The sequence below is a fragment of the Ureibacillus acetophenoni genome, assembly GCF_900220965.1.
Lineage (GTDB): Bacteria > Bacillota > Bacilli > Bacillales_A > Planococcaceae > Ureibacillus > Ureibacillus acetophenoni.
In genome coordinates, this window is the sequence record NZ_OBQC01000002.1 from 37366 (window position 1) to 62817 (window position 25452).

Here is a 25452-nt window from a genome sequence, read left to right on the forward strand (position 1 = left end):
TAGGAGGACTAGTAATGACTAATATTTCAACAGAAAGCGAAGTTCAACGTAAAGGAAAACTAGCGAAAAAAGCAAGCTCATTATTAAACATGAAAACAACTGAAGAAAAGAATCATGCACTTATTAAAATTGCTGAACAACTTCTTTTAGATCAAGCTGAAATTATAAGTGAAAATGAGAAAGATATTACTTCAGGTAAAGAAAGAAGCTTATCTGATTCAGTTCTTGACCGTATTCTTCTAAACGAAGGTAGAATTAAGGCAATTGCTGATGCAGTTCAACAACTAGTTGAATTAAACGATCCTGTCGGTGAAGTTTTAGAAACGATTCAAAAAGAAAACGGACTAAAAATTCAAAAACAACGTGTTCCTCTTGGGGTTATTGGAATGATTTATGAAGCACGCCCAAATGTGACAGTGGATGCAGCTACACTATGTTTGAAAACTGGTAATGCGGTTATTTTAAGAGGTAGTTCATCTGCTAAGCATTCTAACCAAGCTTTAGTTAAATCGATTCACCGCGCATTAGAGAATACTTCCCTTCCAATTACTGCAGTTCAATTAATAGAGGATACAAGTCATGAAACTGCAAAAGAGTTGTTCAACTTAAACGAGTATTTAGATGTGCTAATTCCACGTGGTAGTAAAGCATTAATTGATTTAGTAGTAAAAGAGTCGACTGTTCCAGTTTTAGAAACGGGTGCTGGGAATTGTCATATTTATATAGATTATAATGCTCAGTATAAAATGGCTGAAACGATTGTACTGAATGCAAAAACACAACGCCCTTCAGTTTGCAATGCTGCTGAAAATCTATTAATTGAACGTACATGGTTCGATCAAAACGGTGAACAATTATTAAATCAGTTGCATAATCATGGTGTTTCAATTATTGGCGATGAACATGTATGTGAAGTTCTATCTTCAGCGACAAAAGCTAAAGAGGAAGATTACGCAACTGAACATTTAAGTTTAACTATTAGTGTAAAAGTTGTTGAAAATGTTGATGAAGCGATTGAGCATGTAAATAAATATAGTACAAAACATTCAGAAGCAATTATTACAGAGGATGTTTTAAATGCAGCGAATTTCTTAAATAATGTGGATGCAGCTGCTGTTTATCACAATGCATCAACAAGGTTTACAGATGGGTTTGAATTTGGCTATGGCGCGGAAATAGGAATTAGTACGCAAAAACTACATGCACGTGGTCCTATGGGGTTACCTGCTTTAACATCATCAAAATATTTTGTTTATGGCAATGGTCAAATACGTAATTAATGAAAATGGTGGGGAAATCTCCCCACCATTTTTTCATATACAAATTAATAGAATTCATTATTGTTTAGCAGTATATTTTTTGATAGCCGGTAAAATTTCATTACCAATGATTTCGATGTTTTTCATTAACTTTTCGAATGGCACTCCACCAAAATCCATTTGTCCAATATATCGCTGATGACCAAATAACTCATATTGATAAAGGATTTTTTCAATAATTTGTTGGGGGCTACCAACATTCATAACATTATGGAGATCTCCACCTTGCATAAATTGGTACTCAGGAAAACCACGGCCGTTTGTTACTTTCATTCCTTCGTCAATAAATGGATGATATTCTTTTAGTGCATCCTGTGTTGTTTCTGCAGCGTAGAAGAACCCTGCAGTTGCGACAGGAAATTCTTGTGGATCGAAACCATTTCCCCTTAACGTTTCACGATATGCATCAATGGAATATTTAAAACTCGTAGCGGGTCCTCCAAGCATCGCAAGCATCATTGGTACTCCAGCTTGTCCAGCTTTAATGGCTGATGCAGGCGGTCCACCTACTGCTCTCCAAATAGGAAGTGAACCATTGAGTGGGCGAGGTAAAATTTGAGCATTTCTTAATGGCGCACGAAATTCCCCACTCCAATTAACGATTTCTTCTTCATTAATTTTTAATAGAAGATCGAACTTTTCTTCAAACAATTCTTCATAGTTTCTAAGATCATAACCTAAAAGACTAAATAACCCAACACGTGACGCACGTCCAGCAATAATTTCAGCACGCCCATTTGAGATTAAATCGATTGTAGCAAAATCTTCATATACCCTTACCGGATCCAGCGTACTCACGATTGTTGAAGAGCTTGAAATTTTTATTTTACTCGTTGCTTGAGCTATAGCCGACAATACAACGGAATGGGCTTGTGTTGTGAAATACTCCTGGTGACTTTCCCCTACACTAAAGAAATCAATACCAGCCTGCTCCGCAAGTTTTGCTAACTCAATGATTTCTTTAATTCTTTGTTGTGATGAAATTCGTTCTCCTGAATAAGGGTTTGGGATATGGTCTCCTAAAGTATAAATGCCAAACTCTAAACCATTATTAGGATTAATGCGATATTGTTCCATATTTTATTTCAACCTTTCCATTAACATTCCTTATACAAGTATTATCCCTCGAATTCGAGATTTATGATATACACCTTTTGATTGAAGTTGGGTTTGATATTATAGAAAGTAACCTTTTCCCATTTCATCCGTACTAATTTCAAAGGAGTTGAGTAAATGAAAAACTTATTATTGTTAATAGGTTGTATTATTTTGCTGTCGGGTTGCTCTTACGATACGGGTCAAACTCTCAATTCGAGTTCAACTAAAAATTCAGTACTTAACTTACCCCCCAGTTTAGAAGTAGTAGTAAACAACATTGAGTATCCAACTAGACAAGGTTCTTACTGTTGGCGAAATGGCAACACCTCAAAATGTGTTGACATGGCTTCCCCATTTGAGATGATTACAGAAGTTGATATAATAAAGGTTTCCCTAATGAGACTGTTTCACTAAAAATCAGTCGTATCCTAGCTGAACAAGAATTAAGTATAGAATCAATGGATCTACAAGAAAGTCAATTGGTACAAATAGATGGTACTACATTCAAAGCACCTTCTGAAAAAGGGTCTTACTATTATTTATATTTCGGAAGATGGGATGATAATGGCACAGGGACGGCAGGAGACAGTTCTTGTGGATTTATTATTGAAGTGGAATGATTTTTTCAGGAATTGACAATAGTCATGAATGCGGAAGTGATAAAAGACAGTTCGTGCTAACTTTATCTCTCTTTTGTCTTTTAAAAAGGCTATCAAAGACTATTGGTGCTAGTTTTAGGCGTCTTTTGTCTTTTATAGGGGTTATTAAAGACAGTTGGTGTTAGTTTTAGGCGTCTTTTGTCTTTTATAGGGGCTATTAAAGACAGTTGGTGTTAGTTTTAGGCGTCTTTTGTCTTTTATAGGGGCTATTAAAGACAGTTGGTGCTAGTTTTAGGCGTCTTTTGTCTTTTATAGGGGCTATTAAAGACAGTTGGTGTTAGTTTTAGGCGTCTTTTGTCTTTTATAGGGGCTATTAAGGACAATTGGTACTAGTTTTATAACTCTTTTGTCTTTTATAAGGGTTATCAAAGACAATTCTCCCTATTTTCATCGTCCTTTTGTCTTTTAGAAGAGTTATCAAAGACATATCGAAATGATTTTCAATCCCAAATGTCCTTCATCCCCATTATGAAAGACATTTCAGAACGATTTTCAATCCCAAATGTCCTTCATCCCCTTTATGAAAGACATTTCAGAACGATTTTCAACCTCAAATGTCCTTCATCCCCATTATGAAAGACATTTCAGAACGATTTTCAACCTCAAATGTCCTTCATCCCCATTATGAAAGACATTTCAGAACGATTTTCAACCTCAAATGTCCCTCATCACCTTTATGAAAGACATTTCAGAACGATTTTCAATCCCAGATGTCCTTCATCACCTTTATGAAAGACATTTCAGAACGATTTTCAACCTCAAATGTCCCTCATACGCTTCATTAGAGTCTAGATGCACTATAAAAGAAAAGCCTGTTCATTTAATTCCCACCCTGATATCTATGAATAGTCATCTACTCAACAAAAAACCGCCTCGCGACCCCGAGACGGTTTTGAACTTTATCAATTCTTATAAAGTTTTACTTTCTCTATTTACCCTCTAGTATATAGAGTAAAGATCGACAGCTATTGAGCATCCCTGTACTACATTAATAGCAGTCTTAATATTTAGCAATTAAATCAATTGCTTCGCTTTCTCGATTTGAAGGCGTACTTGGTCAAATCCTGTACCGCCTAATGAATGACGTCTACGTACAGCAGCTTCCGGACGTAAAACATCATATACATCTTCTTCGAGTAAATCGCTTTCGGCTTTCATATCTTCAAGAGGTAAATCTAATAAATAAATTCCTCTTTGAATACAAGTAAATACTAGTTTCCCAGTAACTTCATGAGCTTCACGGAATGGCATGCCTTTAGTAGCAAGGTAATCCGCTAACTCTGTTGCATTAGAAAAATCACTATGTACTGCTTGATGTAATCTTTCTTCATTTACTTTCATCGTACGAACCATGCCTTCAAAGATTTTCAAAGAACCAAGGATTGTATGAACTGTATCAAACATGCCTTCTTTATCTTCCTGCATATCTTTGTTATACGTTAACGGTGTACCCTTTAACACTGTTAATAAGCCCATTAAGTTTCCATAAACACGGCCAGTTTTACCGCGAATTAATTCCGCCATATCTGGGTTTTTCTTTTGCGGCATAATTGACGAACCAGTAGAAAATGCATCGTCTAATTCAATAAATTTAAACTCATCTGTAGACCAAATAATAATTTCTTCTGCAAAACGAGATAAATGAGTCATTAATAAACTTGAATTTGATAAAAATTCAACGATAAAATCACGATCACTTACTGCATCCATTGAATTTTCATAAACTTTGCTGAATCCAAGTAATTCAGCAGATTTTAATCGATCAATTGGGAAAGTCGTCCCAGCCATCGCTCCAGCACCCAATGGCAGAATGTCAATACGTTTCATCGATTCAGAGAAACGTTCTTTATCTCTCTGTAACATCCAGAAATATGCCATTAAATGGTGAGCAAAACTGATTGGTTGAGCACGTTGTAAATGTGTATATCCTGGTGCAATCGTTTCAACATGTTGCTCAGCTTTTTCTAAAATCGTTTTTTGGAATACATTGATTAAATTAACCACTTCTACGACACGCTTTTTCAAAAATAAATGCATGTCTGTTGCTACTTGGTCGTTACGGCTTCGGCCAGTATGGAGTTTTCCTCCAACTGGGCCGATTAAATCCGTTAACATTTTTTCTAAATTTAAATGGATATCTTCATTTGCTACACTAAACTCGAGCTCTCCAGCCTCTGCTTTCGTTTTTAGCTCTGCTAAACCGCCAAGGATTTTCTCTACATCTTCAGTAGACAAAATCTCTTGCGCGCCTAACATTGTTACGTGTGCAACACTACCTTCAATATCTTCCATTACTAACTGTTGGTCAAAACCAATTGATGCGCCAAATTCATCTACCCAGCTTTCAGCTGATTTTTGGAAGCGGCCACCCCATAATTTTGTCATAATGACACCTACTTACTTTCGATCTAGCGAATTATTTTGTAACTTTATCTGTGTTTTTTGCAACTTCAGCTGCTACAACTGTTGGAAGACCCCATAATTCAATGAAACCAACCGCTGAGTTATGGTTGAATTTATCAGCTTTTGAATAAGTCGCTAACTCTTCAGAGTATAGAGAGTTTGGTGATTTACGTCCTTCAACAATTGCATGACCTTTATATAATTTCACGCGAACTGTACCGTTTACATATTTTTGTGTTTCTTTTAAGAATGCTTCAAGTGCTGTACGGATTGGGTTGAACCATAAACCTTCATAAATAATTTCAGAAAGCTTTTGCTCAATAATAGGTTTAAAGTGTGCTAATTCTTTAACTAAAGTAATATCTTCTAACTCTTTATGAGCTGTTAATAACACTTTAGCACCTGGAATTTCGTAAACTTCACGAGATTTAATACCAACTAGACGGTTCTCAACATGGTCGATACGTCCGATACCATGAGCACCCGCAATTTTATTTAACTCTTGAATAAGATCAGCAAGTTTCATTTCTTCACCATTGATTGAAACTGGTTTACCTTCAACGAACTCAATTTCAATATATTCTGGTGTATCTGGTGCGTTTTCGATTGAAACAGTTAATCCGTAAGCTTCTTCTGGTGGAGCTACCCAAGGATCTTCCATTACGCCTGCTTCGTTAGCACGGCCCCAAAGGTTTTGGTCGATTGAGAATGGTGAATCAATTGTTGCAGGAATTGGAACACCATGTTTTGCAGCGTATTCGATTTCCTCGTCACGACTCCATCCCCATTCACGAACTGGAGCTAGTACTTCTAAATCAGGATTTAATGCTTTAATTGATACTTCGAAACGAACTTGGTCGTTCCCTTTACCAGTACAACCATGAGCAACTGCATCCGCACCAACTTGGTTTGCAATTTCCACTAATTTTTTAGAAATCAATGGACGAGATAATGCAGAAACAAGTGGGTATTTTTGTTCATACCATGTGTGACCTTGTAAAGAAATAAGTGCATAATCTTCAGCAAACTCATCTTTTGCATCAACCATATATGATTCAACTGCACCTACTTGAAGTGCTTTATTTTTAATAAATTCAAGATCTTTACCTTCACCAACATCTAAACATACTGCAATAACATCCCAACCTTGTTCTTTTAACCAAGGAATTGCTACTGATGTATCAAGACCTCCAGAATATGCTAATACAACTTTTTTGTTTGCCATAATATATTGCCTCCGTTAATTCTTGTCTGTATTTTTATACAATTAATTAAAAGTTTATACACGAATAGTACCATGTTATAAAAATAAAAACAAGTGAATTTTTATTATTAAAAGACAATTCAAAAAATGAGCAGAAACCAATACTTAATAAGCATAATTGGCTCTACTCGAAGGATTATTATTTTTTATTAAAAAACCCTTTTCCTACTCTTTCTACAAACCGTGGTGCGATTGCATATAATTTGCTTGTTATTCCTAATACTTTCGGTAAATTTACTTCCCGAACTGGATGTTCAATGCATTTAACAACGCAGGCTGCAACCTTATCTGGTTTTAATAGAAATTTTTTGATTGTTTCACGGTATGTATTAGTAGAATCAGCTTTTTGTAAAAACGGCGTGTCAATTGGTCCAGGATAAATTGCAGTTACTTTCACATTATAAGATTCAAGTTCCAATCGGAGTCCATTAGCAAATCCTGTAACTGCATGTTTAGAAGCTGCATAAACACTTGCTTTTTTAGTTGCGACTTTACCTGCTTGTGATCCAATAAATATAATATGCCCCGAATTTCTTGCAACCATATTTTTAGCTAATCTACTTGTTAATAAAATAGGTGCTTTTACATTCACATCAATCATCGAATCGATTTCTTCATCTAATAGATCAAAGGCATTTTGAAAAATACCTAAACCTGCATTCATAATTGCAACATCAATTGGTGGAAGTGAGTTGCAAACTTTTACGATATCCTCTTTTTTAGTTAAGTCGGCTTGAAATACATTTGCACCTAGTTTACTTAACATTTCAAGGGATGGTTCATTTCGACCAGTTGCATATACGGTATGTCCTTCCCTAATACACAATTCTGTTATTAGTCGACCAATTCCGCTAGTTGCCCCCGTCACAAAGATAACTTTACCACTCTTCATATTGTATGTTCCTTTCTTAAAAAACCATACTTTTATAGCCACATAGAAAAAAGGATATAGACAATTTCTATACCCTTCTAATTTTAGCCTATTTCATATTTAGTAAATTAAACAATTCATCTTTTGAAGTCAAAAAGTCTGCCAATGTATATTGGTCTAATACATTTAAATAAGCCTTTAATGCTTCACTTAATGCATTTTTTAACTGACAGGCAGGTGAAATCCTACACAAATTATTTTCCGAACTAAAACACTCAACAAGATGGAAATCCTCTTCTGTTTGGCGTACCACTTGCCCTATGGATATATCTTTTGGATCTATAGCAAGTCGAATACCTCCACCACGACCACGGATTGTTTCAATATATCCGTGTTGACTAAGATCATAAGTTACCTTCATTAAATGATTTTTAGATATATGGTAAGCATCTGCAATTTCTTGGATGGTTGTTAACTTTTCAGTACCTTTTACACCGAGATATAGCAAAGTTCTTAATGAATAGTCTGTATATAATGTTAAGCGCATAGTAACACCACACTTTCTGAATACATTATATCATCATTATTAATTTTATTTAAATATGACATATTATTTTACCATTTTAAAAGATGTATTCTAAATATTACATTGTGTCAATTTTGTTAAAGATGTATTTCGAATACTTATTTGTGACTGTTTTGTTAAAGATGTATTTTCTATATTGCTTTAAAAAAATACGAGGAGTATATTGGCATTAGAAAGGACGTGTTATTATGTTATCTCAACAAACTATCGATATTGTGAAATCAACTGTACCTGTATTAGAACAACATGGCGTGACAATTACAAAAACTTTCTATCAAAACATGTTTAATGAACATCCAGAATTACTAAACATTTTTAACAAAGCAAACCAACAAAGAGGTCGTCAACAAACTGCTTTAGCAAACACAGTTTTAGCTGCAGCAAAATATATTGACAACCTTGAACCAATCGTACCTGTAGTTATGCAAATCGCACACAAACACCGTGCATTAGGTATTCTTCCTGAACATTATTCAATTGTTGGAGAAAATTTACTTAAAGCAATTAAAGAGGTACTTGGAGATGCTGCAACTGATGATATTATCGGAGCATGGGCAAATGCATATGGAGTAATTGCAGATGTATTTATCTCTGTGGAAGAAGATCTTTACCAAAAAGCTGAGGCTAATGGAGGATGGCGATTATTCAAACCATTTAAAGTTGCTAAAAAGCTAACGGAAAATCCAGAAATTACTTCATTCTATTTAGTACCAGAAGACGGTTCTACTTTACCACCATTTGAACCAGGTCAATATATTACAGTACGTGCAAAAGCACCGGGTGAAGAATATATCGCTAATCGTCACTATACGTTATCACAACCATCAAATTCGAACGAATTCCGCATTTCTGTAAAACGTGAAGATGCTTGTGATCCAAAAGGTGTTATTTCTAATTACCTTCACAACAATGTGAATGAAGGCGACACAATTGAAGTAAGTGCTCCAGCTGGTTTATTTACTTTAGAATCTTCGGACAACCCTGTATTATTTGTAAGCGGTGGTATCGGAGTTACTCCGTTAAACACAATGTTACAATCAATCGAATCTGGTCGTGATGTTACATTTGTTCACACAGCTCGCAACGAAAATGTAATCGCTTTCCAAGAGCAAATTGAAAACAAAGTGAGCGAATTAAACGGCACATACAGAGCGTTCTATTCTGATTCTGAAGGCTACATCACAAAAGAAGTGTTAGCTCCTTACGTAAAAGAAAACACAGAACTTTACGTTTGTGGACCAACACCATTCTTAGAAACAGTTATCTCAATCGCTAAGGACTTAAATATTCCTAATGAAAAAATTCACTATGAATTCTTTGGTCCGGCAATGACTTTAAAAGCATTATCACATGCTTAATTAATACTTGTAATTTAATTTTAACATCCATTCCTAACATAAATTTTACCCCAAATAATTGGCCACCATCCAATAATTTGGGGTCTTTTTTATGTTCTGGAAAAAACATTAATATCGTCAACTAACTGAGCAGTGACCATTCCTTTACTTTCTAAAAGATCTAAATAACCAATTGCTTTAGATAAAGTTAATCCAAGTTGAGTTTTATATATTGTTGAATATAATGACTTAGTTATTTCAATAACTGTTTTTGGTTCATTAAGTAGTTCGTATACTTGTTTTGCTCTCAAATAGTCTCTTTGAAGTCTGAGGTTAATTAACTCCGAAACGTTGTCAATATCATTCCCGTGCCCAGCATAAACCTTATTGACACGAAGATCTCTAAGCTTAATTAAAGAATCTCGGTATTGCAATAATGCTTTTGGACGGGAGTAACTTAAATCTATTGGGGGCTCGATTAACGGATTTGAAGCTACACTATCTAGAAGTAAATCTCCTCCAATAACAGAATTTGTTTTCTCATCATGAAAAATAAAATGACTTTGCGCATGACCTGGTGTATAAACGACTTTCATACCTGGATGACCTGGAACCTCATCCCCCTCTTTCAGACAATGGGTTAAAGGGTTTGATCCAAAATAATTCATTTCTTTTCGATTTTCTAGATACTTTTCAATAAAAATTTCTGGTATTCCATTTCTTTTTAAATGGTAACGATAAAATTCATTACGGTATTCTAGAAACTCAGGACTTTTTCGTAAAAATTGATCAACGTATTCATGCCCTAAAATTTTTGCATTTGGAAAGGCATCACCCCAACCTGCATGATCCGGATGATGATGTGTCAATACCACCTGTTCAATATCATTCATGTTATATCCTGCAGCACTAATTCCCTCTTTAAGTGCCTCATAAGCTTCTTTCGTCTTTGGTCCAGCATCAAACAATGATAATGCTTCCCCTTTTACTAAGAACGCATTCACATCGCCTATATCATAAGGCGTAGGAATGACAATTTTATGTATATCCATTACAAATCCCCCTAAAATAAAAAAACGTTAACAAAACTGAATCACTATTCATTTTACTCCCTTTTTAATATTCCGTCCAATTTAAAAGTTGACATATTTTCATTTAGTGCATATAATTTGCATAATTCAAATATTCAATACGATGATGAAGCCAAGTAAATGAATCGATGGTAAAAGAGAGTGCTATAGATGGTGCAATTAGCATACCCACTCGAATTCGTTGAACCTACTTCTGAGTAGTTATGACAACATAACCGTGACCTTTGCGATAAAAAGGATTCAAGTTGTGCCATTATTTTTGGCGAACTAAGGTGGTACCGCGGAAATTACTATGCATTTTTCGTCCTTAATTATTAAGGATGAAAAATGCATTTTTTTTATACTCAGAAAAGCAAACACTATTAGATGGAGGGATTGTTATGCAGAAAATTGTTTTTGTTGGTGCAGGTGCTATGGCAGAAGCAATAATCCAAGGTTGGATTGAACAAGAAGTGATAGAAGCAAACAATATTTATGTAACAAATCGTTCCAATTTTGAGAGATTGGATTACTTAAGTACGAAATATAATGTTGAAGTTCTACAAAATAAGGATCAATTGATTGATGCGGATTTAATCGTATTAGTTGTTAAACCAAAGGATGGTAAATCGGCTATGAAGGCTATTAAACCTTACATCGCTGAAAATACACCGATTTTAACGGTTATGGCAGGAATCGCTATGGACACGGTTAGTGATATTCTTGGCAAAAGATCAATTGCCCGTGTAATGCCTAATACGTCAGCTACTATTGGAATGTCCGCTAGTGGGATTGCCTTTAATGAATACGTAACGGAAAAACAAAAGAAACAATTTATGAAAATGCTAGATGCAATTGGGATTGTAATTGAAGTAGAAGAAGATAAACTTCATGCAGTTACAGCATTATCAGGAAGTGGTCCTGCATATTTGTACTATATGATGGAGGCATTTGAAAAAGCTGGAACGGAGTTTGGTTTACCTAAGGAAACTGTACGGAAACTGATGGTGCAAACTATCGCAGGTTCAGCAGCGATGCTTGATCGAGTTAAGGAAGAACCAAATGAGTTAAGACGTAAAGTTACAAGCCCTGGAGGAACAACTGAAGCAGGTATTCGTGCTTTAGAAGACCATCAATTCAGTGAAGCGATATTTGAATGTATTAAAAGTGCAGAAGCAAGATCTCGTGAATTGGCTAAAAGTGAATAATGCACGCTAAAACAAATAGGTAGTTATACAGGATGATTTTCAAATGTAAGACTGAATTCTGGCACGTAAGTCTGGAATACGAGACAATTTTTCAGAAAAACAGCCAATTTTGTCTCGTAAATCCGTAATACAGGACAGTTTTTCGAAAAGACACCCAATTCTGTCTCGTAAACCCTAAGTACGGGACAGTTTATCAGAAAAATACCCAATTCTGTCTCGTAAACCCTAAGTACGGGACAGTTTATCAGAAAAATACCCAATTCTGTCTCGTAAATCCGAAATACGAGACACTTTATCGGAAAAACAACCATTTCTGTCTCGTAACCCCCGAAATACGAGACAGTTCAAAAAAACACCCTAAATTGTCTCGCAAAGGAAAACCATAAGTGAAACAGCATATTTAATGAAGCTAGAAACCTATAATCCGAACCTTTATTATAATGTTCCAGCCTTTATTCTTTTAACAATTGAATATGTAGTGTATATGGCCATTGGCGCCAAAACCGCGGTAATGATTAACCATATATTTAAAGCTCCTGCAGCTTGTAACCCTTTGAAATTTGTAGCAATATAAATTATTAACCCAAATAATAAAAAATAACTTAATACATTAGGAAATATGACGAGTAGTCTTAAAAGCGCTGGATTAATCTTTGTTTCATTATTCATGAATACCCCTCCCCTTTTCTACATTCTACTATAAAACTACTCGTTAATTCTATTTTTTTCTACATTTACTATAAAAGGTAACTTGAAATTCAATCTTCAAGTTACCTTTTTACTAATCTTCTTTAATTAGCGTATTGTTTTTCCAACTAAACTGATTAAAATCATTTACTATATAAGAATTAGGGAAAATTTCTTTTGCTTCTAATAACAATGTTTGGATATCCGAAGGTAAAAATCGAGCACTAATATGATTTAAAATTAAATAATTTGAACCAGCTTCTTTTGCAATTTGTGCTGCTTCAACATTCGTAGAATGACCATAATTCGCAGCGTGACTAGCTGTAGTGTGGTCGAATGTTGCTTCGTGAACTACAATATCAGCTTCACGACTTAGTAATTTAGAATTTTCACATACTCTTGTATCCCCTAAAATCGTTACAACAAACCCTCTTTTAGGCGGTGAAGTTACCTCTTTACTTAAAATAACCTGTCCATTTTCTAATGTAATATCTTCTCCATTTTTTAATTTCCCTAATAATGGACCTTTTGGAACTCCAAGCTCTCTTGCTTTATCGATTAAAAGTTCACCAGGTAATGCCTTTTGCTCGATTCGAAATCCAAAACACTGTATAACATGCTCCAGCTCCATAGCAGTGACGATAAATTGATCATCTTCAAAAATAACCCCTTCTTCTATTTCCACATATTCGATTGCATAAGTAATATGTGTATTTGATATCTCAAAAGAAAATTGGACCCATTCTCGTAATCCTTTAGGGCCATATATCGTTAATGTATCCTCTCCACCTAAAAAGGATCTTGAACTTAATAATCCTGGAAGACCAAAAATATGGTCACCATGTAAATGGGTAATAAATATCTTTTCGATTTTTCTTGGCCGAATGGTTGTATGCAAAATTTGATGTTGTGTCGCTTCACCACAATCAAATAGCCAAATTGTACCTCGTTCTTCTAATAATTTTAATGCAAGTGCACTCGTATTCCTTTCTTTTGAAGGCATACCTGCACCGGTTCCTAAAAATTGTAACTGCATATTCACACCACGTTCTATATATATTTCTAAAATAAATAAAACTTTATTTATTAATCTTTTAAGTCTTCTAAAAAGTCCTTACTAAAACTTGTTTTTGACGCATAGGTTGATTTCTTTTCAACACTAATTCCTCTTTGAATAAAGCCTTTCCCAAATTTCTTCTCAATATCATCTATAACATCGTAAATTGGTTCATCTTTTGCATACTGTTCATAATTATCAAAGGTTAGTTGGACTGGAACGTTTGTTATATCTTTAACATTTGAAACAGTAATTCCTAATAAGCGAATGGGTGCTCCATCCCATGCTTTATGAAATAAATTAATAGCTTCATCACATATATCATTTTTTAAATAAATAGGATTTTGTAAAGTTTTACTCCGAGTATGGTTGTTCCAATCTGCATCCCGTATTTGAATACTGACAGTCGTCCCACATAGTTTCTTAACCGCTAACCTCTCTGCTACTTTATCGGCTAAACGTTCAAAGGTTTCTTCTAATTTTTCAATATCCGTTTCGTCATATGGTAAAGTTGTAGAGTTTCCTACACTTTTCGTATCATAAATGGAATCTGGGTCTACTTTCCGCACATCATTTCCATTTGCACGTTCTCGCAATCTAACTCCATTCTTCCCAAGTTCCTCTTTTAAAAGCCCTTCATTTGCATTCGCTAAATCACCGATTGTATATATTTTTAATGATGCTAATTTTTTGGATGTACTTTCCCCGACTCCATGCATTTCAATGACTGGTAATGGCCATAGTTTAGTAGGTACATCTCTTTTCCTAAGTACTGTAATTCCCATTGGTTTTTTCATATCTGAGGCGGTTTTTGCCAGAAATTTATTTGGGGCAATTCCGATTGAACAAGGTAAATCTAATTCATGTAAAATGCGTAGTTGAATTTCTTTTGCAAGCTCAAGTGGATGCCTTTCCTTTGAAAGCGCTGTAATATCTATATAACCCTCGTCAATTGAAACTGGTTCTACAATTTCCGTGTATTCACTTAATATAGAAAACATTGCTTTTGAAGCAATTCGATACTTTGGAAAGTCTGGTGGTAAAACAATTAGATCAGGACATTTTCGGAGCGCCTCTCCTACATTCATCGTTGTATAGATACCTTTTGCTCTCGCTTCGTATGAACTTGTAACAATAATTCCACGTCTTTCTTTAGGATTACCTGCAATCGCAACCGCTTTTCCTTTAAGGTCAGGATTATATGCTTGTTCAACTGAAGCATAAAAACTATTCATATCAACATGAAATATGATACGTACCGATCCCATTATTTCCACCTCTCTTCCTTAAAATAGTATCACAAAATCCTTTTTTTATAAAAAATCTTATTGACAAAAAATTAAATCTATAATAATCTCATTTGTGTAAACTTTAATAGAGTATAGGTTAACGCAAAGGGGTTATTAAGATGAAATCTAGAACACAAATGTATGTAATCACAGCCTTTGCAGCAGCAATTATCGCAGTACTTGCCCAAGTATCTATACCGTTACCTTTTGGTGTTCCAATAACAGGACAAACGTTAGCGGTAGGATTAGTTGTTACAATCTTAGGTACAAAATATGGTACGTTGGCTGTATTGGTCTATATTCTTCTAGGAGCAGTTGGAATGCCAGTATTCTCAAGCATGTCAGGAGGACTTGGTATTCTTGTTGGACCAACTGGAGGATATATTATAGGTTTTGCTGCACAAGCATTTATTCAAGGATTATATATGGATAAATTAGGCTACAATTATGTTCATGCAATTATTTCTAACTTAATAGGTATGGTTGTCACTTTAGCCTTTGGTACAGCATGGTTAAAGGTCGCTATGAGTATTTCTTGGGAAGCGGCATTTATGGGCGGAGTTGCACCATTTATCGTATTAGGAATTGTTAAAGCTGTTGCAGCAGCATGGTTAGGTATTCTTGTTCGTAATCGTTTAATGAGCGCAAGATTGCTTCCGAAATACGCATAAACATAGAAAAAGCGAGCATTTAAGCTCGCTTTTTTATTCAACTCGAAAAGTAGTCCAATCAGTCACTCTTGGAATTGTAACATGTTCATTGTAAGACTGATCTTTCACAAAAACTTTAGTAGTAATATCATTTAAAGTTTTTAATACTGCAGGTTTATCATCAAAATAATAATCCAATTGTAAATCTTTAATAATATTTATTTTTTCATCGTCCTGCATTCCACAAAAGAAATGTTCATCTTTTACAGGGAAACCTATTTTCTTAACCCATTCTTTCGTTCTGGGACAATATTCTTTAGGTCGTGAAGTAATATAAAAGATTTCATGACCATCAGCTTGTAATTGATTTAAAAATTGTATAGCACCATCAAACGCTGGACAATCTGTAAAGTATATTTCTTCAAGTAAGCTTGTCCACATTTTTCCACCTTCAACTTTATCCATTCCGAAGGCTTCGTGAATTTCCACTGTTCTTAATTGTCGGAACACTTCAAGTCCAACGTTGCGGTTTAATTTCTTATTATATATATGGAAGGCATGCTCCCTTAAATTAATGAGCGTATCATCAATGTCAAATCCAAATCTCACTTTATCACTACCCTTATATTTTATGAATAAATGACGAATTGCGTAGCGAAGCTTTGTTCCTTTTCAATTTGAATCGCTTGTAATCGTTCAATTTCCCTTTTTCGTTCCGTTTCACAATTAATTAAGTCTAATTTATTTATTTCTTCAGGTGTAATGATTTGTGCTAAACAATCAGCATCTTTCATCGCACTATTTAAGCCAAATGCACCTGTAGGGGTCATAGTATGTACGGCGTCACCAACGAATGCAACACCATTTCCTCCCCAATTTTCACTAAAGTTACTATGAACATCAAGAAGAACAAAATCATTCCATGACTGAATATTTTCTTTTACAGATTGCTCTAAAATAGGAAAAGCCATAATTAATTTATCTATAAAAGGTGTAAATGGTTGTTTACGTAATTCTGGGAAAGATCCCTCTTCAATATTCCAGCCTATTTGAACATAGCCTTTTGCTTGGGTAAATAGAGAAAGCTGAAAGCCATCAATTAATGCCATTTTAATAGATGGCTCCCAACCAGGTGGTGCAGGAATTCTTGCCCAAAGTAAGTCATAACCGTGTTTTCTTTTACTAACTTCAATGCCCGCTTTCTTTCTCACTGTAGAATAACGCCCATCCGCTCCAACTGTTAAACCGCATTCTATTGACAGTTCTTTCCCTTCATTCAATGCTTTTACACCATAAATATTATTTTGTTCGTTAACTAACAAATCAACAACCTTTGTATTCGTCAAAAGTGTAAAGTTAGGGTACTGTTTTGCTTCTTCAATTAAAACTTGTAAAAGATGCGCTTGTGGCACATGAATTCCAAGGTGACCTACTTTTGGGTCAGGCTGTATTTTCTTCAACAACTTTCCATTTTCCCAATATTCAAGGGATTCCATCGCAAGCATTCCTAACTCTTCTACTTTAGAAAACAAACCGTGTTTTTTTAGAATCGCTTCGCCTTCCTCGTTTAAATGTTCTCCACGAAAAGCTTTCGCTATTTTTTGATGGCGTTCAATAAGTATGACAGATACATTTTGTTTGGCTAATAAATATGCAAGCAATGCTCCACCAGGTCCTGCGCCAACAATACATACATCCGTTTTATAATTCACTGATTTCACCTTTTCTTTGGATAAGCTACTACATATAAGTCTTGTCCTAATTGTTCATAGGATTCGAAGTTAAGTTCAATTGCCTCATCCATTGACTGTAAATCTTCACCTAAGAAAGGTGTTTTCGAATTTTTACCACCTAGCACTTTAGGTGCAATGTAAACGAGGTATTTATTTATTAATCCTTCTCTTAGGAAAGAAGCATTTACTTCTCCCCCACCTTCAACTAATATGTCTGTAATCCCAAGTTTATATAATTCATCTAACATTTGCTCTAAATTTAATCTATTTGCTTTTTTCTCGACAAAAAGAATGGTAACTCCCTTATTTTGAAGAGTTTCCACTTTCTCTGAGTCAACATTAGAAGTAGATGTAACAATGATCGTTTTAGCCTCGGTTGTATTTAACACTTTTGCCTCTAATGGAATTCGTAATTGACTATCCAGAATTACTCGAATTGGATTTTTTCCATCATAAGTTTTTAAACGAGTAGTCAACTGAGGATCATCTGCAATTACTGTTCCGATGCCAACTAAAATTGCATCTACCTTATTACGAATTTCATGAACATGGCTTCTAGCTTCTTCTCCACTTATCCATTTAGAGTGACCATTTTGTGTTGCAATTTTACCGTCTAAAGTCATAGCAAATTTTGAAATTACGAAAGGACGGCTCGTTAACATGTTATGGATAAAACGCTCATTAAGCTTTAAAGCTTCCTCTTCTAGTACACCAACATCAACTTTAATGCCTGCATCTTCGATTAAACGAATCCCTCGTCCTGCAACCTCTGGGTTAGGATCCCTTGTAGCTACGACAACGCGAGCGACTTTTGACTTCACCACTAAATTAGCACAAGGTGGTGTTTTACCAAAATGCGAACACGGCTCTAAAGTAACATAAAGGGTAGCCCCTTCTGCATGTTCTCCAGCCATATTAAAAGCATGCACCTCTGCATGAGGTTCTCCCGCTTTTCGGTGTAACCCTGTTCCAACAATTACACCATTCTTTACTAACACTGCTCCAACAACAGGATTAGGATTTGTATTACCTAATGCAGAAGCTGCTAAATCCAATGCTAATTGCATATAATCTCTATCTGTTTTCAACATGCGCACCTACTCACACACTAATTTTAGTATCAGTAATATGTCCTGATTTTTCGATTTTTGTACTTAAATAAAGGCGATTTGTCTCCGTTAAACCACCCCAAATTGAAATATGTTTTTCTGCCAGTAATCCGTGATTTTTTAATGCTGCTAGTTTGTTTGGATTGTTCGTAATTAATGTAACAGGTTTTTCTCTTAAAGCCTCTAACACTTGAATAGCTTCTTCATATGATCGTGTATCGTCTTCAAAGCCTAGCGCTTCATTTGCTTCAACAGTATCATAGCCTTCTTCTTGTAATAAGTATGCTAATGATTTTGAAAACAATCCAATTCCACGACCTTCGTGGTTTGCTAAGTAGAATACAGCTCCACAACCGTGTTCTTTAACCATTTTCATCGATTCATGTAATTGGTATCCACAATCACAACGTTGACTACCAAATATATCGCCAGTATGGCAAATGCTGTGCATACGGATGATTGCATCATCACCATTTGTAAAATCACCATATACTAATACAGAAGATTGTTGTTTTGAAGCCAGATTTTCATTCACTATTAAATCAAGTATATCTTCTTTTGTTTTTTGACCATCAACAGTTAGCCATGTGTACCATTGAAATGTAGTCTCGAAATCTCCTTGTTTAACTGGTAGTTTAACAGGTCCAACTATGCAAATAGTTTGTTGTTCTTTATACTGTACGATTTTCATTTTATTTAATAATATTTCTTTTTTATTTTTCAAAATAACATTTTTCATAAGACATCACCCATTCATTTTCAGCTGTATATTCATTACTTACTTTTCGTAACCTAGTTTACAATAATAAAGAAAATGCGTCAAACCATTGTATGTATACATATATTTTTTACCTATGATGAATATCCAATATGTCATAAAATAATACAATAGAAGAACATACTAGAAATAACAATTATAAAGTATGTTTACCGTTAGATACAGTAATTCGTTCTAAAGAAATGCGTGAAAGTTGGTGATGAGTAATGAAAGAAAAAATAGCATGGGTGACAGATACTTCAGCCATGTTAGATGAAGAGTTTATTGTGAAAAATAATATTTATGTAGTGCCAATCGTAGTTATTCTCGATGAAGGTCCATTGAGAGAATCAGTGGATATATCGTTAGAAGAATTTTATATGAAATTAAGAACGTCAAAAAATCCAACAACATCACAACCTGTCATTGGTGAATCCGTTGACTTATATAAACGTTTGAAATCGGAAGGCTATACATGTGCTATTGCAGTACACCCTTCAAAGAAACTATCGAATACACTTGAAAGTGCGTATACTGCTGCAAAATTAGCAGATTTCAAAGTATATCCAATCGATTCTAAAAATATCTCTTATCCAATGAAAAAATTAATAGAATATGGAAAACAGTTAGAAGCTGAAGGGACATTAGTAGAAACAATAGTTCAAAAAATGGAGAGCATGGCAGATCAATTTGTTTTAACTGGTATACCATATAACCTCACGCAACTCCAAAAAAGTGGTAGAGTTCCTGGAATTGCAGCATTTCTCGGAAACTTATTACAATTAAAATTAATTCTTTCATTTGAAGGTGGATTAGTTCTACTAAAAAATAAAGTTCGAACGATGAAAAAGGCAAAAAATTATTTAATTGATTTTTTAAATACTGATTTAAACCGTTTTTTAATTGATGAAGTTGCAATTGTCCATTGTAATAACGAAGAAGAAGCAGAAATCTGGAAAGGTGAACTTCGACACCTTTATCCAAGTATAAAATTTTTAATTTACCCATTTAGTTCAGCTATTGCTGTTCATGCTGGTGAAGGTACTATCGGGTTAAGTTGGTTACGCAAGTAAAGTAATACAAAATATAAAGGTTCCACATTAAATGTGTGAACCTTTTTTAATCGTTATAAACTTGCAAATCGGTGATATACATCATGTAATGTTTTACAGCCCAACATCTGGACTTTATCAATGTAAATACCCCAAATTTCCGCTGTCATTTTAGCATCACCTAGTGCATGATGTCGATTTTCAATGGGTATATGATGGTAATTACATAATTCATCGAGCGTGTATTTTTGAAAATTTGGTTCCACTATTTTTAATAAGAATGAGGTGTCAACAATACGATGCTTAAATGATGTTTTAAAAAGTTTATTACAAAAATGTTGCATAAAACTTCTTTCATGATTCGAGTGGTGAGCAACAAGGGGGGTGTTTCCGATAAATTGAAAGAATTTTATCAATACATCAGATAATGGAGAGGCTACTTTAGTGTCTTCAGCAGTTATCCCTGTTAATTCTTCAACCTCTTTAGGAACAGGCAGGTCTGAAAAAACTAAAGAATAGTATAGTTCCTGTTCCAATATTTTTTTACCATGCATTTTAGTAGCACCAATTGATAGAATTCTATCTCCTCTTTCAGGATAAAACCCTGTAGTTTCAATATCGAATACAACAACTTTTAGTTCATCTAATGGTACGTACATTACATTTTCATTTAACATTTGTTGTTGTAAATTTCTTAAATAAGCCATTTGTTGTAGGTTTTGTGTTTCACTTATTCCAATTAACGATTGTCTCGATTGTATTCCTTTAAAAATCTTTAAAAATGGTTCAAATGCCATAAAATACACCCTTCATTATTTAAAATTACAAAATTTTATATCATTGTAATACTTGAGCTATCACTTGATCATGAAGACTTTTTCCATCTTTTAAAATTCGTTTTATTTCCTTTTTTTGTTCATTTGTTAGTAATCTCACATTCAGATAATGGGTATCATCATAACTTGCACCATTTAAGAATGTCATACGATAGTTTAATAAATTGGAAAAATTACTCTCGCAACCTTCCAGAACATTTCCGTATATTTCCATTCCATTCAGAACTTCTATACGTTGCAGCGTAGAGCATTCTAAAATGCCTTCCTTAATTGCAAGTAGTCTAATAGAGTTAACATATGGAATAAATGCAGCGTACTTTAAATTAATACCCCCTTGGAATTTCCCATGCTGTTCTATCATTATTTGCCCTAAAGGACCGATTGCATTTCTAACGTGTTTTATATTAGCTACAATCCTATGTAATAGACTTGGATGTTCAATTTGATATTGGTAAATACTATATTTCAACTCTTGTATATAATTGGTATTACCATAAAGCTCCCTTGCATCATAGAAAATTTGCAAATACCTTATACTCTCCCAACTTTCGTCTGCCATCCAATTAAATAGTTGTCGTTCCCACTGAACAAATGATTTACACCAAACAGGATTGGAACTCATAATATTGCCTTTACAATAAGGATAGCCTACAATGTTCAATCCAACAGAAATCTCCTTACCAAGCGCTAAAAAATATGCATCACTTTCTATGTCTGACTTAGCATAAATAATTCCATGATCCTGGTCACTTACTATACCTTGCTCTAGTCTCCCACCACTTCCAGTTATAAACCACGTAAACTCGCATGGAATATTGTATTTTGACAACTTTTTCATTGCCACGTCTAATACTTTGCTCATAACTTGATCATGGAAATCATTTAAAGATTGATTCGTATCAAGATATGAGGATATATTTTGATCCTTCCAATGTTTTATAGATTCATACGTTTCCATGATTCACATCCTTTAGTTTAAAAAGGGCTGCTAGAAAGGTAATCTTCCTAAACAGCCTATCGATTTATTAATATATGAACAATGTTTCTTTTATATTATTTTTCTGTCGTGGCAGCTGTCGTTAAATTAGCATGTTTTTCTTGCATTTGTTCTGGATAACCGTAACTTCCGTGCTCACTAATATCTAAACCCATAATCTCCTCCTCCTCAGAGACGCGAAGTCCTATAATCATATCTAATGCTTTTAAAATAATAAATGAAACGATGAATGCAAAAGCTCCTGATGCAACAACTCCTAATGCTTGAACACCTAATTGGTCGAACCCACCTCCGTAGAAAAGTCCTGCTTGCCCCCATTCGATTTCAGTTGATAATGCAGGGACTGCGAAAAGACCGTTTGATAAAGTACCCCAAACACCTACAGTACCGTGAACGGATAAAGCAGCAATTGGATCATCTATTTTCAGTCTATCAAATAGTTTCATAGAGAATACGACCATAATACCTCCAATAAGACCAATTACTACCGCAGCCCATGGTTCAACAAATCCACAAGAAGCTGTGATCGCAACTAAACCAGCTAGTGCACCATTTAATGTAGTAGGAATATCAGCTTTACCTGTTACAGCCCAGACAGTAAACATCGCTGCAATTGCACCTGCACCAGCTGCTAATTGTGTATTTAATAATACGAAACCTAAAAATCCATCTGAAACTCCAAATGTTGAAGCTCCGTTGAATCCGAACCAACCTACCCAAAGAATTAATACACCTAATGCAGTGAAAACTTGATTATGACCTAAAAGATTGTTTGAAGAGCCATCCTTGTTATATTTACCAATACGCGGTTTTAAAATCATCGTTGCTGCAAGGGCAGCCATCGCGCCAGTTAAGTGAACTACAGTGGAACCAGCAAAGTCTTGTTTCCCATGTTCAGCTAACCATCCTCCACCCCAAATCCAATGTGCAACAATCGGATATATAACTGCTGAAAATAACACTGCAAATATAATATAGATCGATAACTTAGCGCGTTCAGCAAATCCTCCGAAAGCAATCGTTAGTGAAACTAGTGCGAACATTACTTGGAATGAAAAATCGACAGCTGGAGTTAACCCTCCATCAGCAGCAGAATAATCACCATAAAAGAAATTCGATAAACCGATAAAGGCATTTCCTTCACCATATATAAATCCATATCCTACCGCCCAAAATACAATTGTTCCGATACCTGCAGTAAAAATAGTCTTACCTGCAATATGACCTGCATTTTTCATTCTAGTTGAACCAGCTTCAAGTAAAATAAATCCTCCAATCATAAAGAAAACTAAAATTGCACCCATAGCTACCCAAAGGTTATCCATTAATACGACAACAGCATTTACATCCATCAACATTCTCCTTTCTTTGATCTCCGTGTAACATATACTCCATTTTTATGTAATGAAATGTTACACAACTCTTATAGTTTTATTTTAACTTGTCAGAAAATACAGTCAATATCATTATTCGATGATATTAATCTAATGTAAGAAATAATGACATTGATTTTGGTTGTATCCCTTACCAACAATAAAAATGGCCACAAGTAAAAACTTGTGGCCATTTTTTAAGTATATAATTAATTCAATAATCGATCTGTTAAGTAGCTCGGGAACATATAAATGCCATCGATCAAATCCAAGTCGTAATGTTTTTGTCTAAATTTTGATTGATATACGTATTCCATAAGAACAATTTCATCATCTGTTGCTTCACATAGTACACCGGAAATTGATAATCCATTTTTAAATGCAACACCGATTGGCTGACCTATTAACGCTTTTATCCTATCCTGCATAGATTAGCCCCCCTTCCTAACAGTTTATGACTTGTAGGTTGGAGGGCCTGTGTGTTTGCCTTTTTTTAAATAATGAAAAATTATTTATTGTTTATTCTTTCTTATGTCCTTTCATTAATTTTTCAAATCGCTCCATCATTAAATCTTTTTTCGGATTTAAGTGATAGGGATTTTTTTCTACCCCAAATTCTTCGTTTTGTTTCGAATATGTGAAAACACTTATTTTATCTCCTGCGGATGCCGTTGAATCATTAATTACATTTTCTTGTATTCCATCTGGATGAGGACTAGCTTGGACATGCTGGTTTTGTGTATCCTTTGGCATAAATATATCTCCTCCTACTACTATTTTGCGATTAGAGAATTGATTTATGCTCTTCAAAATATACCATGCGACTTTACCTAACATCTCAAATTTACCCAAAGTGTAGAATACTTTATCTCAACCACTGTTGTTGGATTGATACTCTCTATTCTTTATACCATTAAACCAATAATTCCATAACAAACATAAATTAATTTCCAAAGCACAAACTAAAAAACAAACTTTTTATGCAAAATACTTTGACATCGCATATGAAATAAGGTAAATTACCAAAGGGCGAACAATTTGAGCCCAATATTTAAAAATATTCGTTTTTTGAGGTGTGTATTTATGGATAACGTTTTTGATTACGAAGATATTCAATTGATTCCTAATAAATGTATTGTTAACAGTCGTTCCGAATGTGATACTTCTGTTATGTTTGGTGGCTTTAAATTTAAATTACCTGTTGTACCTGCAAATATGCAGACTATTATTGATGAAAAAATTGCAATTCAATTAGCTGAAGATGGTTACTTCTATATTATGCACCGTTTTAATCCTGAAACTCGTGCTGATTTTATTAGAGATATGCATGCAAGAAAATTAATTGCATCAATTAGCGTTGGAGTTAAGGAAGAGGAATATAAATTTATCGAACAACTTGCAATTGAAGATCTAGTGCCTGAATTTATCACTATCGACATTGCTCACGGACATTCAAATAATGTAATTGCGATGATTAAACATATTAAAACTCACTTACCACAAAGCTTTGTTATTGCTGGTAACGTTGGAACACCAGAAGCAGTACGTGAACTAGAAAACGCTGGCGCAGATGCAACAAAGGTTGGTATCGGACCAGGTAAAGTATGTATTACAAAAATTAAAACTGGATTTGGTACAGGTGGATGGCAACTAGCAGCCTTACGCTGGTGTGCAAAAGCTGCTACAAAACCGATTATTGCTGATGGTGGCATTCGTACACACGGAGATATTGCAAAATCTGTACGTTTCGGAGCTTCAATGGTAATGATTGGTTCATTATTCGCAGGTCATGAAGAATCTCCAGGTCAAACTGTTGTAAAAGATGGTAAAATGTACAAAGAATACTTCGGTTCTGCATCTGAATTCCAAAAAGGTGAAAAGAAAAACGTTGAAGGTAAAAAAATGTATGTTGAACATAAAGGTTCATTAAAAGATACATTAATTGAAATGGAGCAAGATTTACAATCTTCTATTTCTTATGCAGGGGGAAATAAATTAGAGGCAATTCGTACAGTTGACTACGTTATTGTAAAAAATTCTATTTTCAACGGCGATAAAGTCTATTAATAAAAATGAGGAACCCTTAAAGAGAGTTCC

At 34.6% G+C, this 25452-nt stretch carries 25 protein-coding genes and 1 other annotated feature; of the genes, 7 read left to right on the top strand and 18 right to left on the bottom strand.

Annotated elements, in window-relative coordinates:
- The first annotated feature begins 14 nt into the window (after positions 1 to 14).
- Positions 15 to 1280, top strand: coding sequence for a glutamate-5-semialdehyde dehydrogenase (locus CRO45_RS02860; protein ID WP_097148135.1), 1266 nt, complete (start codon positions 15 to 17; stop codon positions 1278 to 1280).
- 57 nt (positions 1281 to 1337) lie between these two features.
- Here the strand turns inward: CRO45_RS02860 and CRO45_RS02865 are convergent, their stop codons facing one another.
- Positions 1338 to 2396, bottom strand: coding sequence for an LLM class flavin-dependent oxidoreductase (locus CRO45_RS02865; RefSeq protein WP_097148136.1), 1059 nt, complete (start codon positions 2394 to 2396; stop codon positions 1338 to 1340).
- A 479-nt stretch (positions 2397 to 2875) separates the two neighbouring features.
- Between CRO45_RS02865 and CRO45_RS19975 the strand changes: the two genes are divergently transcribed.
- Positions 2876 to 3037, top strand: a complete 162-nt coding sequence (locus CRO45_RS19975; protein ID WP_170949390.1) for a hypothetical protein — start codon at positions 2876 to 2878, stop codon at positions 3035 to 3037.
- 1053 nt (positions 3038 to 4090) lie between these two features.
- Here the strand turns inward: CRO45_RS19975 and argH are convergent.
- The 4 genes from argH to CRO45_RS02890 all read right to left on the bottom strand — a co-directional run bounded on the left by argH (position 4091) and on the right by CRO45_RS02890 (position 8161).
- Positions 4091 to 5461: an argininosuccinate lyase gene (argH, locus tag CRO45_RS02875; RefSeq protein WP_097148138.1), complete on the bottom strand. Its 1371-nt coding sequence runs from the start codon at positions 5459 to 5461 to the stop codon at positions 4091 to 4093.
- A 31-nt stretch (positions 5462 to 5492) separates the two neighbouring features.
- Positions 5493 to 6704, bottom strand: coding sequence for an argininosuccinate synthase (locus CRO45_RS02880; protein ID WP_097148139.1), 1212 nt, complete (start codon positions 6702 to 6704; stop codon positions 5493 to 5495).
- Positions 6705 to 6882: 178 nt separating this feature from the next.
- Entirely contained in the window at positions 6883 to 7635 is a 753-nt protein-coding gene (locus tag CRO45_RS02885; protein ID WP_097148140.1) for an SDR family NAD(P)-dependent oxidoreductase, read from the bottom strand.
- An 88-nt stretch (positions 7636 to 7723) separates the two neighbouring features.
- Positions 7724 to 8161, bottom strand: coding sequence for an RrF2 family transcriptional regulator (locus tag CRO45_RS02890; RefSeq protein ID WP_097148141.1), 438 nt, complete (start codon positions 8159 to 8161; stop codon positions 7724 to 7726).
- 227 nt (positions 8162 to 8388) lie between these two features.
- Between CRO45_RS02890 and hmpA the strand changes: the two genes are divergently transcribed.
- Positions 8389 to 9558: an NO-inducible flavohemoprotein gene (gene hmpA / locus CRO45_RS02895; RefSeq protein ID WP_097148142.1), complete on the top strand. Its 1170-nt coding sequence runs from the start codon at positions 8389 to 8391 to the stop codon at positions 9556 to 9558.
- An 89-nt stretch (positions 9559 to 9647) separates the two neighbouring features.
- On the opposite strand, the gene CRO45_RS02900 is transcribed toward hmpA, so the two are convergent.
- Positions 9648 to 10589, bottom strand: coding sequence for an MBL fold metallo-hydrolase (locus CRO45_RS02900; RefSeq protein WP_097148143.1), 942 nt, complete (start codon positions 10587 to 10589; stop codon positions 9648 to 9650).
- A gap of 133 nt (positions 10590 to 10722) precedes the next feature.
- Positions 10723 to 10940: a binding site (T-box leader), on the top strand.
- Between the two features lie 68 nt (positions 10941 to 11008).
- Between CRO45_RS02900 and proC the strand changes: the two genes are divergently transcribed.
- On the top strand, positions 11009 to 11815 hold the full coding sequence (proC, locus tag CRO45_RS02905; protein WP_097148144.1) for a pyrroline-5-carboxylate reductase: 807 nt from the start codon (positions 11009 to 11011) through the stop codon (positions 11813 to 11815).
- 435 nt (positions 11816 to 12250) lie between these two features.
- Here the strand turns inward: proC and CRO45_RS02910 are convergent, their stop codons facing one another.
- The 3 genes from CRO45_RS02910 to CRO45_RS02920 form a co-directional block, all read right to left on the bottom strand.
- Positions 12251 to 12484 carry an acyl-phosphate glycerol 3-phosphate acyltransferase gene (locus CRO45_RS02910; RefSeq protein ID WP_097148145.1) on the bottom strand — a complete coding sequence of 78 codons (234 nt, stop codon included), beginning with the start codon at positions 12482 to 12484 and terminating at the stop codon, positions 12251 to 12253.
- Between the two features lie 112 nt (positions 12485 to 12596).
- Entirely contained in the window at positions 12597 to 13538 is a 942-nt protein-coding gene (gene rnz / locus CRO45_RS02915) for a ribonuclease Z (protein WP_097148146.1), read from the bottom strand.
- Positions 13539 to 13588: 50 nt separating this feature from the next.
- On the bottom strand, positions 13589 to 14827 hold the full coding sequence (locus CRO45_RS02920; protein WP_097148147.1) for a DNA polymerase IV: 1239 nt from the start codon (positions 14825 to 14827) through the stop codon (positions 13589 to 13591).
- 140 nt (positions 14828 to 14967) lie between these two features.
- Between CRO45_RS02920 and CRO45_RS02925 the strand changes: the two genes are divergently transcribed.
- On the top strand, positions 14968 to 15519 hold the full coding sequence (locus tag CRO45_RS02925; protein WP_097148148.1) for a biotin transporter BioY: 552 nt from the start codon (positions 14968 to 14970) through the stop codon (positions 15517 to 15519).
- 33 nt (positions 15520 to 15552) lie between these two features.
- Here CRO45_RS02925 and CRO45_RS02930 read toward each other — a convergent pair whose 3' ends face one another.
- From CRO45_RS02930 to CRO45_RS02945, 4 genes are read right to left on the bottom strand one after another with little or no spacing between them, the layout of a single operon-like run.
- Positions 15553 to 16107, bottom strand: coding sequence for a 5' nucleotidase, NT5C type (locus CRO45_RS02930; RefSeq protein WP_097148149.1), 555 nt, complete (start codon positions 16105 to 16107; stop codon positions 15553 to 15555).
- Positions 16108 to 16127: 20 nt separating this feature from the next.
- Positions 16128 to 17210: an FAD-dependent monooxygenase gene (locus CRO45_RS02935; protein WP_097148150.1), complete on the bottom strand. Its 1083-nt coding sequence runs from the start codon at positions 17208 to 17210 to the stop codon at positions 16128 to 16130.
- 5 nt (positions 17211 to 17215) lie between these two features.
- Positions 17216 to 18322 (bottom strand): bifunctional diaminohydroxyphosphoribosylaminopyrimidine deaminase/5-amino-6-(5-phosphoribosylamino)uracil reductase RibD, encoded by a 1107-nt coding sequence (ribD, locus tag CRO45_RS02940; RefSeq protein ID WP_170949391.1) that lies wholly within the window; start codon positions 18320 to 18322, stop codon positions 17216 to 17218.
- 10 nt (positions 18323 to 18332) lie between these two features.
- A complete protein-coding gene (locus tag CRO45_RS02945) occupies positions 18333 to 19031 on the bottom strand; it encodes a GTP cyclohydrolase II (protein WP_408057107.1) in 699 nt (232 codons plus the stop codon).
- Between the two features lie 293 nt (positions 19032 to 19324).
- Here CRO45_RS02945 and CRO45_RS02950 point away from each other — a divergent pair, with 293 nt between their 5' ends.
- Entirely contained in the window at positions 19325 to 20170 is an 846-nt protein-coding gene (locus CRO45_RS02950; protein ID WP_097148152.1) for a DegV family protein, read from the top strand.
- Between the two features lie 53 nt (positions 20171 to 20223).
- On the opposite strand, the gene CRO45_RS02955 is transcribed toward CRO45_RS02950, so the two are convergent.
- The 5 genes from CRO45_RS02955 to CRO45_RS02975 all read right to left on the bottom strand — a co-directional run bounded on the left by CRO45_RS02955 (position 20224) and on the right by CRO45_RS02975 (position 24108).
- Positions 20224 to 20946: an exonuclease domain-containing protein gene (locus tag CRO45_RS02955; protein ID WP_097148153.1), complete on the bottom strand. Its 723-nt coding sequence runs from the start codon at positions 20944 to 20946 to the stop codon at positions 20224 to 20226.
- A gap of 40 nt (positions 20947 to 20986) precedes the next feature.
- Positions 20987 to 21943 carry a DUF294 nucleotidyltransferase-like domain-containing protein gene (locus tag CRO45_RS02960; RefSeq protein ID WP_097148154.1) on the bottom strand — a complete coding sequence of 319 codons (957 nt, stop codon included), beginning with the start codon at positions 21941 to 21943 and terminating at the stop codon, positions 20987 to 20989.
- Between the two features lie 95 nt (positions 21944 to 22038).
- Positions 22039 to 23334, bottom strand: a complete 1296-nt coding sequence (locus CRO45_RS02965) for an ammonium transporter (protein ID WP_097148155.1) — start codon at positions 23332 to 23334, stop codon at positions 22039 to 22041.
- Positions 23335 to 23564: 230 nt separating this feature from the next.
- The gene (locus CRO45_RS02970; protein WP_097148156.1) at positions 23565 to 23783 is read right to left on the bottom strand and encodes a hypothetical protein; all 219 of its coding nucleotides are present in this window, start codon (positions 23781 to 23783) and stop codon (positions 23565 to 23567) included.
- Positions 23784 to 23874: 91 nt separating this feature from the next.
- Positions 23875 to 24108: a hypothetical protein gene (locus CRO45_RS02975; RefSeq protein WP_097148157.1), complete on the bottom strand. Its 234-nt coding sequence runs from the start codon at positions 24106 to 24108 to the stop codon at positions 23875 to 23877.
- Positions 24109 to 24438: 330 nt separating this feature from the next.
- Between CRO45_RS02975 and guaC the strand changes: the two genes are divergently transcribed.
- Complete coding sequence (guaC, locus tag CRO45_RS02980; protein WP_097148158.1) at positions 24439 to 25422, top strand: GMP reductase; 984 nt, start codon at positions 24439 to 24441, stop codon at positions 25420 to 25422.
- Positions 25423 to 25452 lie beyond the last annotated feature (30 nt).

Coding starts and splice junctions, on each gene's coding strand:
- proC (WP_097148144.1), top strand. CDS start 11,009: ATGCAGAAAATTGTTTTTGTTGGTGCAGGTGCTATGGCAGAAGCAATA.
- CRO45_RS02975 (WP_097148157.1), bottom strand. CDS start 24,108: ATGCCAAAGGATACACAAAACCAGCATGTCCAAGCTAGTCCTCATCCA.
- rnz (WP_097148146.1), bottom strand. CDS start 13,538: ATGCAGTTACAATTTTTAGGAACCGGTGCAGGTATGCCTTCAAAAGAA.
- guaC (WP_097148158.1), top strand. CDS start 24,439: ATGGATAACGTTTTTGATTACGAAGATATTCAATTGATTCCTAATAAA.
- CRO45_RS02900 (WP_097148143.1), bottom strand. CDS start 10,589: ATGGATATACATAAAATTGTCATTCCTACGCCTTATGATATAGGCGAT.
- CRO45_RS02950 (WP_097148152.1), top strand. CDS start 19,325: ATGAAAGAAAAAATAGCATGGGTGACAGATACTTCAGCCATGTTAGAT.
- CRO45_RS02885 (WP_097148140.1), bottom strand. CDS start 7,635: ATGAAGAGTGGTAAAGTTATCTTTGTGACGGGGGCAACTAGCGGAATT.
- ribD (WP_170949391.1), bottom strand. CDS start 18,322: ATGTTGAAAACAGATAGAGATTATATGCAATTAGCATTGGATTTAGCA.
- CRO45_RS02865 (WP_097148136.1), bottom strand. CDS start 2,396: ATGGAACAATATCGCATTAATCCTAATAATGGTTTAGAGTTTGGCATT.
- CRO45_RS19975 (WP_170949390.1), top strand. CDS start 2,876: ATGGATCTACAAGAAAGTCAATTGGTACAAATAGATGGTACTACATTC.
- CRO45_RS02925 (WP_097148148.1), top strand. CDS start 14,968: ATGAAATCTAGAACACAAATGTATGTAATCACAGCCTTTGCAGCAGCA.
- CRO45_RS02965 (WP_097148155.1), bottom strand. CDS start 23,334: ATGGATGTAAATGCTGTTGTCGTATTAATGGATAACCTTTGGGTAGCT.
- CRO45_RS02880 (WP_097148139.1), bottom strand. CDS start 6,704: ATGGCAAACAAAAAAGTTGTATTAGCATATTCTGGAGGTCTTGATACA.
- argH (WP_097148138.1), bottom strand. CDS start 5,461: ATGACAAAATTATGGGGTGGCCGCTTCCAAAAATCAGCTGAAAGCTGG.
- CRO45_RS02860 (WP_097148135.1), top strand. CDS start 15: ATGACTAATATTTCAACAGAAAGCGAAGTTCAACGTAAAGGAAAACTA.
- CRO45_RS02920 (WP_097148147.1), bottom strand. CDS start 14,827: ATGGGATCGGTACGTATCATATTTCATGTTGATATGAATAGTTTTTAT.
- CRO45_RS02890 (WP_097148141.1), bottom strand. CDS start 8,161: ATGCGCTTAACATTATATACAGACTATTCATTAAGAACTTTGCTATAT.
- hmpA (WP_097148142.1), top strand. CDS start 8,389: ATGTTATCTCAACAAACTATCGATATTGTGAAATCAACTGTACCTGTA.
- CRO45_RS02970 (WP_097148156.1), bottom strand. CDS start 23,783: ATGCAGGATAGGATAAAAGCGTTAATAGGTCAGCCAATCGGTGTTGCA.
- CRO45_RS02945 (WP_408057107.1), bottom strand. CDS start 19,031: ATGAAAATCGTACAGTATAAAGAACAACAAACTATTTGCATAGTTGGA.
- CRO45_RS02910 (WP_097148145.1), bottom strand. CDS start 12,484: ATGAATAATGAAACAAAGATTAATCCAGCGCTTTTAAGACTACTCGTC.
- CRO45_RS02955 (WP_097148153.1), bottom strand. CDS start 20,946: ATGGCATTTGAACCATTTTTAAAGATTTTTAAAGGAATACAATCGAGA.
- CRO45_RS02960 (WP_097148154.1), bottom strand. CDS start 21,943: ATGGAAACGTATGAATCTATAAAACATTGGAAGGATCAAAATATATCC.